Source organism: Clostridium sp. D46t1_190503_E9 (genome assembly GCF_015555225.1).
Lineage (GTDB): Bacteria > Bacillota > Clostridia > Clostridiales > Clostridiaceae > Clostridium.
The window spans coordinates 226,054-243,433 of record NZ_JADNKB010000005.1; the positions used below are offsets into that span (position 1 = coordinate 226,054).

Consider the following 17,380-nt stretch of genomic DNA (forward strand, 5'->3'; position numbering starts at 1 on the left):
AATAATTCCTGTGAAAAAATAATAAGTTTTAAAAAAAAATTATATGGATTATTGAACTAACTATACAATAATAAATAATGTTTTAGTATTAAATAATTAATATCTTTGCAAATAAAACATGAAAAATAATATATGAAATAATTTTATAGTTTTAAATAAGATAGAAATTTTCTTTAGAAATATATTTACAACTATTATATTATAATGTAATATATACTATATAATACGGTAGAATAAATACTGGAGGATGGAAAATGGAGAATATAAGAAACATTACACCAAAAAAAGGATCATTTTTTAAATATTTAGGATGGCTATTAACAGCTTATATTATAGTTGGAATATTTTTAGCTTTTAATAGTAGTTTAATACTAGATTTTACATTGAGTTCATTTTATATTGCAGGAGTATTTGTTGTAGTAACAGCAACTTATGCTTTTTTTACATTAAATAAGAAATATGGACTAGCTGCAGTAATAGTTGCTGCAATTTATATTATATCATTAGTAGTATTTAGCCCTATAGTGAGCTATAAGGCCCATAGAGGATTACTTGGTGATGTGGAAGGTGTTGAATTTAGTAGTGAAATTGAACACATAGATTTAAAACAGTTACCAACTATAGATAAAGAAGTTGCATATAAATTAGCTGATAAGAAATTAGGGGAAATACCTAGCTTAGGTAGCCAAGTAACTATTGGAGATTTAACATTGCAAAGTGTGAATGGACAACTTTATTATGTTGCCCCATTAGAACATTCCTCATTATTTAAATGGTTTACTAATAGAGAAGGAACTACAGGTTATATAAAGGTAAGTGCAACAAACGAAAGTGATGTACAATTAGTAACAGAGGTAAATGGAAAAGATATTAAAATTAAATATTTAGAATCAGCTTATCTTTTTAGTGATTTACACAGAGCAGCTTATCTTAGAGATATGAAGGCTGGTCATACTGATTTTACTTTTGAATTAGATGATGAAGGAAATCCATATTGGGTTGTTACTAGGTATGATAATGCTATTGGGATAGCAGAGGCAAAAGCGATAGGTGTTCTTGTATTAAATGCTGAGACGGGAGAATCTAATGTTTATGGAATAGAAGATGCACCAAAATGGATAGATAGAATTCAACCAGATAGATATATAAAAAATTATATAGATAAATGGGGAGAACTTGTTCATGGAGTATTTAACTTTAGCGATAAAGATAAGTTAAAGTCTACAGATGGAATGAACTTAATATTTAATAATGATGAATGTTATTATTTTACGGGAGTAACATCGGTAGGAAATGATGAAGGATTAGTAGGCTTTACTTTAACTAATACAAGAACAGGTGAAACAAGCTTATATAAAACATCAGGAGCAACAGAAACTGCAAGTATGAAATCTGCACAAGGTAAAGTTCAACAATATGGATATACAGCCACCTTACCATATTTAATAAATATACAAAATGAACCAACTTATTTTATGACTTTAAAAGATTCAAATGGATTAGTTAAACAGTATGCTATGGTGAATGTTAAAAATTATAATATAGTAGGCGTTGGAGATTCATTACAATCAACTCTTAATAAATATTTAGAGGGATTAACTAACACTAATATTTCGCTTGAGGGTAGTAATAGTGAGGAAAGCTTAGAAGGTGAAATCGAAAGAATTGGATTAGTTGTTAAGGATGGAACTAGTATTTATGATATAAAAATTAAAGGAAGTGATAATATATTTTCAGTTTCAACAGAAACATCAAGAGAAGTAGCATTAAGCTCTGTTGGTGATAAGATAGTAGTTAAATTTATAAAAGTTGGAGATGGAAAATTTATATTAACAAATTCATTTGAAAATATTACTTTAAAAAGCACACAAAATCAATAGTATAAAAGAGGCTATAAATTAAAAATTAATTTATAGCCTCTTTTTATTTATATCAGAAAATAAAAAGTTTTATATTTAATAAGTATTTCCTTACTAAAAAAGTAATATAACTTAAATTTAAGGCATAAAATGTTTAGAACGTTATAAGAGCAAGTTTTAATAGAGGTGTTAAATGAAGATAAAAATAGATATATATTCAGGATTTTTAGGAGCAGGAAAAACTTTTCTTATGAAAAAGCTTATTACTGAAGGTGCATATGAAAAAAATATAGCAATTATAGAAAATGAGTTTGGAGAGGTAAGTATTGATGCAGCTATACTTAGACAATCTAATATAGAAGTAAAGGAAATAAATTCAGGTTGTATTTGCTGTCAAGTTACTGGTGATTTTAAGGAAGCGATATTAGAAGTAATAGAAAAATATCATCCAGATAGAATAATTATTGAACCTTCAGGGGTTGCAAAATTAACAGATATAATAAAAGTTTTTAAGGAAGGAAAATTAAAAGAAAAATCAGAAGTTGACAATATAATTACTGTTATTGATCCTGAAAAATTTGATATGTATATTAATAATTTTAAAGATTTTTATGAAGATCAAATACTAAATACTAAAAAAATAGTTTTAAGTAGAGTTCAAAAGTTAAATTATGAAGAAGTTCAAGATGTAGTTTCTAAAATAAAAAAACTAAATAGACGAGCAGTTATTATTAGGGAAGATTGGAACAAGATAAAAGGAAAAGATATATTAAATCAAAATAATTCTGAAAACTTAAATTTAAAAGGAAACAACTCATATAAGGCTAAATTAACTAAAAAGTTAGAAGAACATAAAAAAGCTGATGAAGTTTTTGAAACTTTTGCAATATATCCTAATTCTAAGATATCTAAATCAGAATTAATATCAAAGTTTAAGTTCATATCTTCATCAAAAAGTTATGGGGATGTACTAAGGGCTAAAGGAATTGTTAAGCTTTTAGATGGAAGTAATGGACAATTTGATTTTGTAAAAGATGAATTTGAGATTAGAGAAATAAAAGACAATACAAATAGTGTTATTTCTTTTATTGGTATTAAATTAAATAAAGAAGAGTTAAAGCAACTTTTTAAATGAGGATAAAATATGAAATGTAAGCTAGAAATTGTAAGTGGATTTTTAGGTTCAGGTAAAACATCTTTTATAAATTCTTATTTAACTACAGAAATGTGTAATAATGATGAAACATTAGTGGTTCTTCTAGAAAGGGGAACTACTAATATAGAAAAAAAATTTAAAAATGTAAAAATAGTTTATTTAAATAACTGTGATAATATGGAAGATTTATTGATAGATGAAATTAAACATAAAAAATACAATAGAATAATAATTGAATTTAATGGAACTTATGATTTAAGTATAATTGCTAAACTTTTAAAAAATAGAAAAGTTAAAGAACAAGTAACTTTTTATGGAAATTACTTTATAGGAGATAGTAGTAATTTAGAAGTTTATTTAAAAAATATGGGAGAACTAATAATACCATTTATTCAATCAAGCAAAATAATTGTTTTAAATAATTTAAATTCTATAAATAAAGAAAAAAGAGAAAGATTAATGAATATAATTGAGGGTATTAATCTTACTGCACCGATTATTTGTTCTTTAAGCATAAATAATTTAAAAGAAGATTTAAACAAAAGTAGTTATTTTAGGGAAGGTATATTGACTAGGGGAATTAGAACTCTTTTTAATAAGGAGGGAAAATAAAGATTGAGTATGGGATTAGAAAAATGGGCTAATACATTTATAAGTATGATTTTAGAAGCATTACCTTTTATATTAATTGGTTCAATTATTTCAGCAGTAATACAAATGTACATTTCAGAAGAATTAGTAAAAAAAATACTTCCTAAAAATAAATTTATTTCAATAATATTTGCTGCATTTGCTGGAGTTTTCCTTCCAATATGTGAATGTGCTATAGTGCCTATTGCAAAGAGCTTAATAAAAAAAGGAGTACCAATAGGTGTTTCCATAGTATTCATGCTTTGTGTACCTATTGTAAATCCTGTAGTTATTGCATCAACATTTTATGCATTTAATGATATTAAAGTTATTTTAATAAGAGTATTTGGTGGAATATTATGCGCAATAATAATAGGAATTTTAATAGATTTATTAACAAATAAAAGAAAAGAAATTATAAAAAGTACTAATGATTATGAAAATTTATGTGATTGTGGTTGTGTAGTAACAGATTATTTTTATAATAAATCAAAAATAAGATTATGTTTAGAACATGCTAATAAGGAGTTTTCAAATATATTAAAGTACTACATATTTGGATCATTTTTATCAAGTATATTTATAACTATAGTTAATGATACAATGCTTAACAATATGGCAAGTGGAAAATATTTAGCCATAATTATAATGATGCTACTTTCATTCCTACTTTCCTTATGTTCTGAAGCAGATGCATTTATAGCAAAGGGATTTTTAGAACATTTTGGACTACCAGCTATTTCAGGATTTTTAATACTTGGACCAATGATAGATTTAAAAAATGCTATAATATTGGGCTCATATTTTAAAAAGGGATTTACAATTAAGCTTATTACTTTAATTATTTTAGTTGTACTAGCATTTTCGGTAAGTTTAACAATAATCATATAGGAGGTAGCATGAAAAAATTTAATGTAGATGAATTTATATGGTTATTAATACTAGTTCTTTTAACAACATTTATTGGTTATTTAATGTTATCAGGATATATATATAAATTTTTAAGTCCAAAAACTGCTAAAAATTTATATATAGCTTTAGCTATATTGCCTATTTTAATTATAGTTCAAATATTTAAAGTTATAAGTTTTAATACTAGAAAAGATAATTCAATTAGTTATATACCTATAATATTTACTTTAGTAATTGGAGTTTTTATATTATTAAATGATTTTATTTCTCAAGAACAATTTAGCATAAATGACTATAAATTTAAAAATAGTTCTGCTAATGAAGCAATAGAAGTATCTTATGAAAATCACCATATAATTGAGGAAATAAGTGAAAATGGACAAGATTATTTAGGTAAATATATAATTTTCACTGGATTTGTCCACAAGCATAATGGTGAAGAAAAATTTATTTTGGCTAGAGAAGAAATGAACTGTTGTGTAGCAGATTCAGTAATAATAGGATTAAATTCAATTTGTAAAGATACTTTAAAAGAAGGTCAATGGATTAAGGCATTAGGTAAAATAGAGTATGATGGAAACTACTACTTTAATATAGAAGAATATATGAAGGTGAAACCACCAGATAACCAATATTTTTAACAATGAAATGACTAGTTATATAATATATAGCTAGTCATTTTATTTATAATCAATCAGGTTCAACATGAATAATAACATCAATTTTTTTTCCTAGTCTATCAGATAAAGTATCCTCAACCTTATGAACAAGGCTATGTGCTTCATCAACGCTTAAATTTGAGTCTACTTTTATGTGCATATCTAAGAATACATAATCTTTATATCCTCTAGATCTAATATTGTGAACATTTTTTATATCATCAAATTCATCTAAAATATCAACAACAACTTCCTCATCTAACATTACCTTATCCGTTAAAGAAGAAAGATTATCTCTAAATATTTCGTAAGCTGCATGAAGAATAAATAAAGCAACAACGAAAGACGCAATTGTATCTATTACTGGAGGAAGTCCGAGTTTTACAGAACATAGAGCTATAAGTACTCCTATGGAAACAAAGATATCACTTTTAGTATGAAGGGAATCAGCTATTAATAATTGACTATTAAGCTTTTGGCCTTGTTTATTTTCATAAAAGGCAACAAATATATTAATAAATAAAGTTATTAACATAATAATTAAACTTTCTAGACTAACTTCCAATGTTGAAGGATTAAATAATTTACTAATAGAAGATTTAATAACATTAAAAGATATAAATAGAAGCATTGTTCCTATAAACATACTTGCAATTGTTTCGAATTTTTTATGTCCATATGGATGATCGGTATCTTTAGGTTTTGAAGCCATAACAATACCAATCATGCCTACAATATTCGATGCACCATCTGAAATGGAATGAAATCCATCAGCCATTACACTAGAACTATTAATAATTAATCCAACTAATATCTTTGATACAGCGACAACTATATTAGCTATTAATATTATTAATAATATTATCTTAACTTTTTTATAATTAGATTCTATTTTAGTCCTCTCCTTTACAAATAATCTACAATTTCATTTTATTCTTACAAAATATAAAAGTTACAATGAAATAAAAAATGCAAAAATGAGAATTTAGTGTAAATAAATAAAGATTTTAAGGGGATGGGGAATAGAGTAATCAAATTAAAGGATTAAGGTATTTATGAATAAGTTTTGGTTAAACTAAAAGTAAAATTAAATGGAGGTCGATATTTTTTATGACTATAATAAATTTTATTTTATTTAACTTTATACTATATTCGCTAGTAGGATGGGTAATTGAAGGAGTATATAGCTACATAATAACAGGAAATTTTAAAAAGGAAGGTTTCATGAAAGGACCATATAAACCAATGTATGGTATTGCTTTTACTATTTTAGTTTTATGTGATAAGTATTTTAATTTTAATAATATTATAAGCTTTATAATTTTTCTAATAGTTCCAACAACTGTGGAATTTATAAGTGGATATTTATTAAAAGAAATATTTAATAAGCAATATTGGGATTACTCTAAATTAAAATATAATTATAAAGGTTTGATAACATTAAGATTTTCTATATATTGGATGATATTGTGTTATATAGGAATTAATTTACTTCAACCTATAGTAAATAATATATATTTAAGTTTAGAAAAGGTATTTAGAATGACAAATGGCATTGTTATTTTTATAATAATTATTGATTTAATAATGACAATAAAAATGCTTTATAGAAGTCCTGTTATTCAAAATTAATAGTAAGTATATTTGTAAAAAATTCAAGGTTGCTTAATTCTTAGTATTTTTATATGATATAGATATATAAATTTATAATTTAAGAAGGAGAAGATTATGTCATTTGAAAAATTAGATACAAAAGATACAGAAGTTAAAGAAGGAAGAAGTTGTGTAATTTTATGCAACTTTAATCAAAAGGAAATAAAAACAGTAAGCAATCTTGCTGGAATGATTGGAATTAGAGATAGAATAGTTTTAAGCTATAAAAATGGAAATTCAATCGTGAAAGATGTAATAGAGGGTAATATATTAAGTGATGCAGAAGATGGAATAAAGAATAAAGCAATAATATTTAATAATATTCCAGGTGCTAAAATGGGAATTTTCATTGAAAACTTAAAGAAATTTAGAGTTAATAATGTTTTAAAGGCAACAGTTACAGAAACATCTAAAGAATGGACTATTAATGTGTTATTAAAAAATTTAGTTGCTGAAAGAATAGCAATGAAAACAGGAAAAGATTTTGAACATGATGCAGAATAATTTACTTTATATTTATTCTTAGATAAAAGAGGTGATTTTAAATGGGGGTTAAGAGAGAAGTTGAATTACAAACAATAACTACTAGATTTTTAAATCTTAAAAATCTAGGATTAGATGAAGAAACAATTATAAAGTTACTTGAAATAAATGAAGAAGATTTAGAAGCAGTAAAATTAAATTTAGAAAAATAATTAAGATAAGGCTTTTAGTCTTATCTTAATATAAATAGGTGTTAAATGAAATTAAATAAAAAAGTCAAATGTTTAGCAAGTATTATTTTAAGTATTACTATATTAATATTTTTAGGGTTTATAATTTGGACAAGCAATACATATAAACCATTAAATGAATTATTTAATACCATAAGTGTAGACGAGTACTCTAAAGAAGAGAGCTTTTATGTATTTTATCCAAAACAAAATAATAAAAATGTAGGAATAGTTATATATCCTGGTGCTTTAGTAGAACCTTTAAGTTATTCTTATTATGCTAATGAGTTATCAAAGGCAGGATATTTAGTGTCAATTGCAGATGTCAATTATAATTTATCAATTTTAGACAATAATAAAGCAAGTGAATTTATAAAAAGAAATGCAGATATAGATGATTGGTATGTTGGTGGACACTCTATGGGGGGAGTAAGTGCCGCTATGTTTGCAGAAAATAATCAAGGTATAGTTAAGGGAGTAATATTGTTAGGATCATATCCATCAAGTAGTAGTGATTTATCAGATAATGATATAGAAGTTCTTAGTATATATGCTGAAAATGATGGATTAACTACTATAGATGATATAGAAGATAGTAAAGAAAACTTGCCAGCAGAAGCAGTTTTTAAAGAAATCAATGGTGGAAATCATGCACAGTTTGGGGTATATGGAAATCAAAAGGGGGATAATGAGTCTATAATATCTTGGGAAGAGCAACAAAAGGAAATGATAAATACAACATTAGAGTTTTTAGAAAAATAGATATTGTAAACTAATTAGTTTACAATATCTATTTTCATATTTCAGACATAACAGCAACAGCTAGTAGTCTAGGACCAGAGTGAATTCCAACAGCTGGAGTTATGGTACCTTTATATATAAATGTAGTATTTTCATGAGAAGATAAGATTTCTTTAAGTTTATCGGCTTCATTATGCATAGTACCAGTCATTATTATAACTTTACCTTTACCTTTATTTAAAATATTTGTAGCTAAATCTTGAAGCTTTTTAAATGCTTGTTTAGACCCTCGAACTTTTGCATAATTTGTGTACGCGCCATCATCGTTCATAGTTATTATAGGTTTTAAATTTAGCATTTCTCCTATTCCACCAGTAACTTTACCGATTCTACCTCCTTTTATTAGATATTCTAGAGTATCTACAGTAAAGTACATCCATAAATTTTCTCTAAGTTTAGGTATTGAATTGCATATATCTTCAAAATTCATTTTTTTATTAATCATCTTACCAACTTCAATAACTAATAATCCAACTGCCATAGAGAGTATTTTAGTATCAAATATAAATGTACTTATTTTATCTTCAAATTGCTCACTAGCTAACCTAAAACTGTTTATTGTACCTGATAAACCAGATGATATAGGTAAAACTATTGCATGAGTATATCCTTTTTTTAATAATTCAGCATATAAAGATATTACATCATCTACAGCAGGCATAGAAGTCGTAGGAAGTTCTTGTGGTAATTTAGAATAAACTTCTTCAGGAGTAATGCTTATTCCATCAATAAATTCTTTATCTTTATATAAAATTTTTAAAGAAACAACTTTAACATCATATTCATCAATAAATTCTTTAGGTAAACCACATGTACTATCAGTTATCAATGCAATCTTATTCATAAAAACATTCCCTTCATTTATTGTTATATCAATAATATATCATAAAATTAAATATGGTCAACATGTAGTTTTAAAAACTAGATAATAAAATGTTACTTTCTATGGTGTCATAAAAGTAACTTATTCAATTATTCCAGATATTATGATATACTATCAAAAAAAGGAGAGGAGTGATGTTGTGAATTATCTTATTCTATTTTTGGAGGGAATAATTACGTTTGTTTCACCATGTATATTACCTATGCTTCCTATATATGTCTCATATTTTATGGGAGGTAGTGATGATAGAAAGGGTAATAAGGCTTTGATAAACTCTATTGGATTTGTAATTGGATTTTCAATTGTTTTTACAATTCTAGGTGGAGCTGCTGGAACCTTTGGAGTATTTATACAAAGGTATATGAAAACTTTTAATGTTGTAGCAGGAGCATTATTAATTCTATTTGGATTAAATTACATTGGAGTTTTAAAAATATCAATTTTAGATAGAAGTTTTAAATTAAAAAATAAAAGTGATTTAAATAATCTTAATTTAATTTCTTCAATATTATTTGGAGTTATTTTTGCAATAGGTTGGACACCGTGCGTTGGAACTTTTCTAGGATCTGCTTTAATGCTAGCAGCAAATAGTAAAGATTCAATGCAAGGGATATTCATGTTACTTACTTATAGTTTAGGCCTTGGAATTCCATTTATAATATCAGCATTATTAATTGATACATTAAAGGGTGCTTTTACGTTCATTAAGAAAAATTACAAGGTTATTAATACTATTTCAGGGATATTGTTAATTATAATAGGTTTTTTAATGATGACAGGATACTTAAATTTATTATTATCAATACTTACATTTAATTAGGGAGGTAAAAAGCTTGAATGATAAGAAAAAATTAATAACAATAATTATATCTTTAATTTTATTAATTGTAATAGTAAAGTTTGGATATGGATATTTAGCTGGTGAATATATGCCTATAGATACAACAAATGAAAATAGCTCAACAGATTATAAGGCAGCTAAAGATTTTGAAGTTTATGATGAAGCTGGAAATTCAATAAAGTTATCTGATTTTAAAGGGAAAAAACCAGTTATAGTAAACATATGGGCAAGTTGGTGTGGCCCATGTAAAGCAGAAATGCCATATTTTGAAGAAGCAATGAAAAAGTATGGTGATGATGTTGAAATACTTATGGTAAATCTTACAGATGGGAAAAGAGAAACTAAAGAAAAGGCATTAAATTATTTAAAAGAAAACAATTTAGATATGAAAATAGTTTTTGATACAAAATTTAGTGCGGCAAATGCTTATGCTGTTCAAGCAATACCAAGAACTATATTTATAGATAGAAATGGGAATATAGTTAAAGATAATAAGGGATTAATTGATCAAAAAATATTAAATAACTATATTAAGAAGCTTATAGAGTAAACTTTTATAAAATATAAGGTCAGGCAAAAGATTATGTGTCTGATCTTATATTTTTATAGTAATATAAAATATAATGACTTTTATTTAGGGGGATATTTGGGTGGATAGCAGGAGGTTACTTTCTTTAATAAAAAAGGAAGAAGGAGTAAAGCTAGATTTTAAATTAAAGCTATCATTACAATCAGAAGGAAATAAAAAAGAGCTTGCAAAGGATGTTTGTGCTATTGCTAATTCTAGAGGGGGAAGAGGATATATAATAATAGGTGTAGAAGATAAAAGTAAAGAAATTATAGGTATAAATGAATCAGAAATTGTAAAAGAAGAGCAAGTACAGCAAATAGTATCATCAAGATGTGAGCCACCTATCCCAATATCAGTTGATACATGTAATATTCAGGGAAAAAAAGTATGTGTAATAACTATATATTCAGGAGAGCAAAAGCCATATCAAGTAAGAGAAAATGGAGCTTTCTATATAAGAAGGGGTTCAACTACAGATACAATGAGAAAGCAAGAGTTAATAGAAGCTTTTGAAGAGAATTTAGATTTCTTTATGGAAACATCTATAGTTATGAGAAGTGATATTTCATTTTTGGATGAAGATTTACTTAAACAGTATTTTAAAAATAAAGGAATAGAGCTAAATGAAGAAAATAAGGAGTTTCTTTTAGAAAGCTCTAGAATAGCATATAAGGAAAAAGAAAGTGAAAATATGAGTTGTACTCTAGGAGGATTATTAATATTTTCAAATTATAATAGCTTATGGATACCCCAAAATATGATAAAAATTATAAATAGAATAAATAAAAATAAAGATGAAGTTATAATAATTCAAGGTAATATATTAGAAATGGTTGATAAGGCAGAAAAGATAATTTATGATTTAATGCCAAAGGAGTACCCATCATCTGCAATAATAGAAGGAATAAAAAATGCAGTACTATATAGAAAATATTCATCAGTAAATAGAGTTATTGAAATAAATATTGGATATAAATCTATATCTATAAATAGTCCAGGGGCTTTAATAGAAAAAAACAACTTAGATAAAGGAATAAGTCACAGCAAAAGAAATATGTGGCTTTATGAAAAATTAATAACTTTAGATAATAATAAAAGATTTTTAAATAACGGAAGAGGATTCTTAAGAATGAAAAAAGCCTTCTATGGCGTTGGTAAGGTTAAATTAATAAATTCAATTAAAGATGATTATTTTAAAGTAATATTTCCTGGTATAAGTATATATAATAAATAAGTTTGTGACTTTATCACAAACTTATTTATTATTTTATTTTATAATTTGTATGAGGTGATTTAATTGAAAAAAGCTATATCGATAATATCATTAATATTTATTTTTAATTTCACATTCTTTACAGGCTGTACAAATAAAAAAGATATCAGAGAAGAAAATGAAGCTTCTGAAAGTGTAACTGAAGATATTAAAGTAACCCAAATAGATGCAGAAGAAGCAAAAAACGAAATGGGAAAAAATGAAGTTATTATTTTAGATGTGCGATCTGAAGAAGAATATAATAGTGGACATATAGAAAATAGCATTTTAATACCTATAGATAAATTAGAAGAAGAAGCAGAAAATATATTAAATGATAAGAATAAAAAGATTCTTGTGTATTGCAGAAGTGGAAATAGAAGTAAAAAAGCATCGAATATATTATTAGAAAAGGGATACACTAACGTATATGATTTTGGTGGCATAAAAGATTGGCCATACGAGATTGTTAAATAAAACAATATAGTCCTTGAAATTATAAACTATTATGATATAATAATTATTATTAGATAATAAATTTATATTTATTAGTAAGGGGAGTTTAAGATGAATAATAGAGTGGAATTAATATATGAAAATAATGAGTATAGCGTTGCTGTTAATGGATCAGTAGTAAATAGGGATAAAGATTTAGAAAATGCTTTTTCACAATTTAAAAGTGTTATAAATAATAATAAAACTGCTGAAGCAAGAGCATGGAATGATATAGTAGAAAAATTTCAAGCATTAAATAATAAAGATTTAGAAATAAATTATGAATTTAGAACAATGAGTTATGGTAATATGAAGTATTTCTATAACATGGGTAAAGTATTTTACATGGCAAATGGTTCTATGATACCACTTATTGGAGGATATGAATTATTTAAGTTTGTTTTAACTGTAGTATGTAATGGAAATATAGAAAAGGCTAATAATTTTGTGGAATTCTGCAAGGACGTAATGTTAGCAAAAGTAAATTATAGAGTTACAGAAGCAAGTATAATAGTTTCTAGTGCAAGCTTTAATTATGGTTCAGCAGAATATAATTTTAATAGTGGAAAAATAAATAAAGGAGCTTCAATAATAAGTGGAAGTTTTGAAGAATTTAAAAATTATGTTTTAGATATAATAAAACCAATGTAAAGGGTGAGAGTTATCTCATCCTTTTTATTTGTTACATTATATATATTAATGTATAATTATTGTGTGAAAAAAATAATGATTATAGTATAGGAGTATAAAAATGACTTTAGAAAAGAAAATTACAAGACTTACAATTAGTATTTTTATTGCAGTAATATTAATTATAAGTATTTTTTCTTTAGTAGTTATAAATAATAAAGTAACTGAAGCAATAGGAAAGAGTCTTATTGATACTGCTTTTGTGGTGGCAGCCAATCCTATGATTCAAAAAGAATTAGCTGATAATGGAGATCCAACACATTTAAAAGTCCAAAACTTTGCTGAAAGAGTAAGACTTAAAACAGGATTATTATTTATAACAGTTATGAATAATGAAGGAATTAGATATTCGCATCCAATTCCCGATAATATTGGAAGAAGATTTTTAGGTGGAGATGAAAAGTTAGTTTTAAGAGAAGGAGAAACCTATGTATCTGAAGGAGAGGGGCATTTAGGCAGATCTATAAGAGGCTTTGTACCAGTACATAAAGATGGTGTACAAGTTGGGGCTGTAGCTGTAGGAATGCTAAAAAGAGATTTACGAGGGGAGGTGAAGGAATATATAAAAGGATTAATACCTGTATTTATAGGAGTTTTTGTTGTTATAATTTTTTTAGCAAAGAAGTTAGCTATTAACATAAAAGAAGATATTTATGGATTAGAGCCAGAAGAAATAGCTATTCAATTAAGAGAAAAAGAATCTATTATCAATAATATAGAAGAAGGATTAATAGCAATAAATAATTCTGGATGTATTACAGTAATAAATAATAAAGCTTCAGAAATACTTAATATAAATTCAAATGATGAAATAGATAGTAAAATAATAAATTTATTATTTGAAGTTATGTATAGAAGAAGTAGAATATTCAATAAGGAAATACGATTAGAAAATAATATAATAATAATGGGAAATTTCTACAGCATTATTGGTGAGTATGGCAAGGTTGTAGGAGCAATTGCGAGCTTTCAAGATTTTACAAAGGTTCATAATATGGCAGAAGAGTTAACAGGAGTAAAGGAGCTAACTTGGAATTTAAGAGCTCAAAATCATGAATTTATGAATAAATTACATACAATAGCAGGACTAATACAATTAGATGAAACTGATAAGGCTTTGGAGTACATTTTCCATACAACAGAAACTAGAGGAATAATAACAGATAATTTAAGTAAAATAAAAGAGCCATCAATACAAGGATTGTTATTTTCTAAATATAATAAGGCGGATGAAATGAAAATAAAATTTGAAGTTGATGAAAAATCATACTTAAAGTTTATTCCTAATAATATAAAAGTACAAGAGATATTGACTATTATAGGAAATCTCTTAGAAAACTCAATTGAAGAACTTAAATCAAGAGAAAATGGATATATATATATTGGAATCTTTCAAGAAGAAAAAATAAAAATAATAGTTAAAAATAATGGAAATAAAATCGCTGATGATACAAAAGAAGAAATATTTAAAAGGGGATTTAGTACAAAAGGAAATTTTAGAGGCCTTGGCCTATATAATATAAAGAATATTATAGAATCATTAAATGGCAGTTTAAAATTAACTTCAGATAAGATTACAACATGGGAGGTAGAAATATAGCAATGAATAAAATTAAAGTTTTTATTGTTGAAGATGACCCAATGGTAAAGGAAATAAATACAAGGTTTCTAGAAAAGCTTGAAGGTTTTATAGTTGTAGGAGATGCAAGTAGCATAGAAGAAGCAAAAATTAAAATTACTAAAGAAAAGGCTGATTTAGTTTTATTAGATATTTTTTTGCCAGATGGAAAAGGTATAGATTTATTAAAATGGATAAGAAGCAAAGAAATAAATATAGATACTATTTTAATTACCGCTGATAAATGTAAATCTTCAGTAGATGAGGCATTTAAGTATGGTGCGATTGATTATTTAATAAAACCATTTAAATTTGAGAGATTTAAGGAAGCTTTATCTAATTATAGGAATAGATTTGTTGAATTAAATAATATAGATAATATAAATCAAGATTATATAGACCAATATATATTAAATATTAATGCTAATTTTCTAGATGAAGAAATACAAGAAAAAGAATTGTGCAAAGGTTTGAGTTTAAAAACATACAATAAAATAATCAATTATATGATCCAAAAGAATGGACAAGATTTGACTGCAGAAGAAATTGCAAAAGGAAGTGGACTAGCTAGAGTAACGGCAAGAAGATATTTAGAAAAGATGGTTGAAGAAGGTAAAGTTGAAATAAATCAGGAGTATGGAAAAATAGGTAGACCAACAAATTATTATATACTTAAAAAATAAGACCAAAAAGACCAAAATAAACAATATGACCACAATATTGATTGTTTATTAATTAACAAATATACTAATGATGAAAATAACTCAAAGATTAAGGGGAGAATGTTAAATGAAAAAGAAGGTTTTAGCATTAGTAATGTCAGCTTTAATTTTAGTTCCAACAGCTTTAGTTGGTTGTGGTGGAAAAAAAGAAACTGCTGATATAGTTGTAATAGGAGCTGGTGGTGCAGGATTATCTGCTGCTGTACAAGCTAAACAAGATGGAGTACAAAATGTTGTTGTTTTAGAAAAGATGCCAATGGTAGGTGGAAATACAAATAGAGCTACAGGTGGATTAAATGCAGCTGAAACTGAACAACAAAAAGCAAAAGGCATAGAAGATTCAATACAAACTATGTATGATGATACTATGAAAGGTGGATATGAAAAAAACAATCCTGAATTAGTTGAAAAGTTATCAAATGAAGCTAAAGAGTCAGTTGCATGGTTAACTGATTTAGGTGCTGATTTATCAGATGTTGGTAGAATGGCAGGAGCTACAAATTATAGAACTCATAGACCAACAGGGGGAGCAGCTGTAGGAGCTCATTTAGTTGATACATTAAAGGCATCAGCTGAAAAAGAAAAAGTTGATTTAAGATTATGGAATGAAGCAAAAGAAATAGTTTTAGATAAAGATGGTAATGTTTCAGGAGTAAAGGTTACTGATAAAGAAGGAAAAGAATATACTATAAATACAAAAGCTGTAGTTATTGCAGCAGGTGGATTCTCAGCTAATCAAGAAATGGTAGTTAGTTATAAAGAAGATTTAAAAGGATTTGCAACAACTAACCATAACGGAGCTACTGGTGATGGTATAGTTCTTGGAGAAAATGTTGGTGCTGATTTAGTAGATATGAAGGAAATTCAAACTCATCCAACAGTTGTTCCAGAAAAGGCTGTAATGGTAACAGAAGCTGTAAGAGGTAATGGAGCAATTCTTATTAATAAGGATGGTAAAAGATTTACAAATGAATTATTTACAAGAGATGTAGTTTCAAAGGCTATATTAGATCAAAAAGATGGAGTAGCTTATCTTTTCTTTGATGAAGGATTAAGAAAGAGCTTAAAAGCAACTGAGGAATACTTCAATATGGGATTAGTTACAGAAGCGGATTCAGTAGAAGAACTAGCAGAAAAATTATCAATAGATAAGAATACAATGGCTGAAACAATTAATAAGTACAATGAAGCGGTTGCAGCTAAAAAAGATTCAGAATTTAATAGGGAAGACCTTCCAAGACAATTAAATGAAGGAAAAGTATATGCTATACCTGTAACTCCAGCTGTGCACCATACAATGGGTGGATTAAAGATAAATACAAATGCTGAAGTTTTAAATAAAGATGGAAATGTAATTCCTGGTTTATTTGCAGCAGGAGAAGTAACTGGTGGAGTTCATGGTGGAAATAGATTAGGTGGAAATGCATTAGCTGATATAGTTACTTTTGGTAGAACAGCAGGAAAAAATGCAGCAGCATTTATTAAATAGGATTTAATTGTAGGAGGAATAAAAATGAAGAAAATAACTGCAATATTAAGCACAATAGCATTATCAGCAACTTTGTTAGTTGGCTGTGGTGGTGGAAAATACACTGATGGAACATATACAGGTGAAGGTCAAGGCGCTTCTGGAGCAATAAAGGTAGAAGTTAAAGTTGAAAAAGGAAAGATATCTGAAGTAAATTTAGTTGAACATAACGAAACTAAGACTTTAGTTGATGGTGTTAAAGATAATTTAGTTCCAGAAATAATTGAAAAGCAAAGTACTGAAGGTGTTGAAGCTATATCAGGAGCAACTAATTCATCAAAAGGTGTAATAGAAGCTGTTAATAAAGCTTTAGAATCAGCAGTAAAATAAAAATTATCCCTTAAAATTTATAAATAGACAATAGGTAGATTTTAACAAGTAAAATCTACCTATTTTT

Annotated in this window: 20 protein-coding genes; 18 read left to right on the forward strand and 2 right to left on the reverse strand. The window is 26.3% G+C overall.

The features are described from left to right. Positions 1–254: 254 nt before the first annotated feature. From I2E83_RS07835 to I2E83_RS07855, 5 genes are all read left to right on the forward strand, one after another. Complete coding sequence (locus I2E83_RS07835; protein WP_195264292.1) at positions 255–1,880, forward strand: cell shape-determining protein; 1,626 nt, start codon at positions 255–257, stop codon at positions 1,878–1,880. A gap of 172 nt (positions 1,881–2,052) precedes the next feature. Beyond that, on the forward strand, positions 2,053–2,994 hold the full coding sequence (locus I2E83_RS07840; protein ID WP_195264293.1) for a GTP-binding protein: 942 nt from the start codon (positions 2,053–2,055) through the stop codon (positions 2,992–2,994). 9 nt (positions 2,995–3,003) lie between these two features. Next, entirely contained in the window at positions 3,004–3,627 is a 624-nt protein-coding gene (locus tag I2E83_RS07845) for a GTP-binding protein (RefSeq protein ID WP_195264294.1), read from the forward strand. A 9-nt stretch (positions 3,628–3,636) separates the two neighbouring features. Further along, a complete protein-coding gene (locus I2E83_RS07850) occupies positions 3,637–4,536 on the forward strand; it encodes a permease (protein WP_195264295.1) in 900 nt (299 codons plus the stop codon). 8 nt (positions 4,537–4,544) lie between these two features. Beyond that, positions 4,545–5,198: a membrane-spanning protein gene (locus I2E83_RS07855; protein WP_195264296.1), complete on the forward strand. Its 654-nt coding sequence runs from the start codon at positions 4,545–4,547 to the stop codon at positions 5,196–5,198. Positions 5,199–5,247: 49 nt separating this feature from the next. Here I2E83_RS07855 and I2E83_RS07860 read toward each other — a convergent pair whose 3' ends face one another. Continuing rightward, a complete protein-coding gene (locus I2E83_RS07860; protein WP_195264363.1) occupies positions 5,248–6,108 on the reverse strand; it encodes a cation diffusion facilitator family transporter in 861 nt (286 codons plus the stop codon). Between the two features lie 218 nt (positions 6,109–6,326). Between I2E83_RS07860 and I2E83_RS07865 the strand changes: the two genes are divergently transcribed. The 4 genes from I2E83_RS07865 to I2E83_RS07880 all read left to right on the forward strand — a co-directional run bounded on the left by I2E83_RS07865 (position 6,327) and on the right by I2E83_RS07880 (position 8,344). Beyond that, positions 6,327–6,848 (forward strand): putative ABC transporter permease, encoded by a 522-nt coding sequence (locus I2E83_RS07865; RefSeq protein WP_195264297.1) that lies wholly within the window; start codon positions 6,327–6,329, stop codon positions 6,846–6,848. Between the two features lie 96 nt (positions 6,849–6,944). Continuing rightward, a complete protein-coding gene (locus tag I2E83_RS07870) occupies positions 6,945–7,373 on the forward strand; it encodes a DUF3783 domain-containing protein (protein WP_195264298.1) in 429 nt (142 codons plus the stop codon). Between the two features lie 41 nt (positions 7,374–7,414). Further along, positions 7,415–7,564 carry a hypothetical protein gene (locus I2E83_RS07875; RefSeq protein WP_195264299.1) on the forward strand — a complete coding sequence of 50 codons (150 nt, stop codon included), beginning with the start codon at positions 7,415–7,417 and terminating at the stop codon, positions 7,562–7,564. Between the two features lie 45 nt (positions 7,565–7,609). Next, positions 7,610–8,344 carry an alpha/beta fold hydrolase gene (locus I2E83_RS07880; protein ID WP_195264300.1) on the forward strand — a complete coding sequence of 245 codons (735 nt, stop codon included), beginning with the start codon at positions 7,610–7,612 and terminating at the stop codon, positions 8,342–8,344. Positions 8,345–8,378: 34 nt separating this feature from the next. On the opposite strand, the gene I2E83_RS07885 is transcribed toward I2E83_RS07880, so the two are convergent. Continuing rightward, positions 8,379–9,227, reverse strand: coding sequence for a DegV family protein (locus I2E83_RS07885; protein ID WP_195264301.1), 849 nt, complete (start codon positions 9,225–9,227; stop codon positions 8,379–8,381). A gap of 178 nt (positions 9,228–9,405) precedes the next feature. Here I2E83_RS07885 and I2E83_RS07890 point away from each other — a divergent pair, with 178 nt between their 5' ends. The 9 genes from I2E83_RS07890 to I2E83_RS07930 all read left to right on the forward strand — a co-directional run bounded on the left by I2E83_RS07890 (position 9,406) and on the right by I2E83_RS07930 (position 17,313). Then, a complete protein-coding gene (locus tag I2E83_RS07890; RefSeq protein WP_195264302.1) occupies positions 9,406–10,086 on the forward strand; it encodes a cytochrome c biogenesis CcdA family protein in 681 nt (226 codons plus the stop codon). A 13-nt stretch (positions 10,087–10,099) separates the two neighbouring features. Continuing rightward, a complete protein-coding gene (locus I2E83_RS07895; protein WP_195264303.1) occupies positions 10,100–10,657 on the forward strand; it encodes a TlpA disulfide reductase family protein in 558 nt (185 codons plus the stop codon). A gap of 100 nt (positions 10,658–10,757) precedes the next feature. Further along, positions 10,758–11,912: an RNA-binding domain-containing protein gene (locus I2E83_RS07900; RefSeq protein WP_195264304.1), complete on the forward strand. Its 1,155-nt coding sequence runs from the start codon at positions 10,758–10,760 to the stop codon at positions 11,910–11,912. Positions 11,913–11,975: 63 nt separating this feature from the next. Next, a complete protein-coding gene (locus tag I2E83_RS07905) occupies positions 11,976–12,407 on the forward strand; it encodes a rhodanese-like domain-containing protein (RefSeq protein WP_207733797.1) in 432 nt (143 codons plus the stop codon). Positions 12,408–12,497: 90 nt separating this feature from the next. After that, the gene (locus tag I2E83_RS07910; RefSeq protein ID WP_195264305.1) at positions 12,498–13,076 is read left to right on the forward strand and encodes a hypothetical protein; all 579 of its coding nucleotides are present in this window, start codon (positions 12,498–12,500) and stop codon (positions 13,074–13,076) included. A 100-nt stretch (positions 13,077–13,176) separates the two neighbouring features. Beyond that, complete coding sequence (locus I2E83_RS07915; RefSeq protein WP_195264306.1) at positions 13,177–14,715, forward strand: sensor histidine kinase; 1,539 nt, start codon at positions 13,177–13,179, stop codon at positions 14,713–14,715. A 2-nt stretch (positions 14,716–14,717) separates the two neighbouring features. After that, positions 14,718–15,416, forward strand: coding sequence for a response regulator (locus I2E83_RS07920; protein ID WP_099346620.1), 699 nt, complete (start codon positions 14,718–14,720; stop codon positions 15,414–15,416). Between the two features lie 106 nt (positions 15,417–15,522). Further along, positions 15,523–16,944, forward strand: a complete 1,422-nt coding sequence (locus tag I2E83_RS07925; RefSeq protein ID WP_243242132.1) for a flavocytochrome c — start codon at positions 15,523–15,525, stop codon at positions 16,942–16,944. Between the two features lie 24 nt (positions 16,945–16,968). Further along, positions 16,969–17,313, forward strand: coding sequence for an FMN-binding protein (locus I2E83_RS07930; protein WP_035285121.1), 345 nt, complete (start codon positions 16,969–16,971; stop codon positions 17,311–17,313). Positions 17,314–17,380 lie beyond the last annotated feature (67 nt).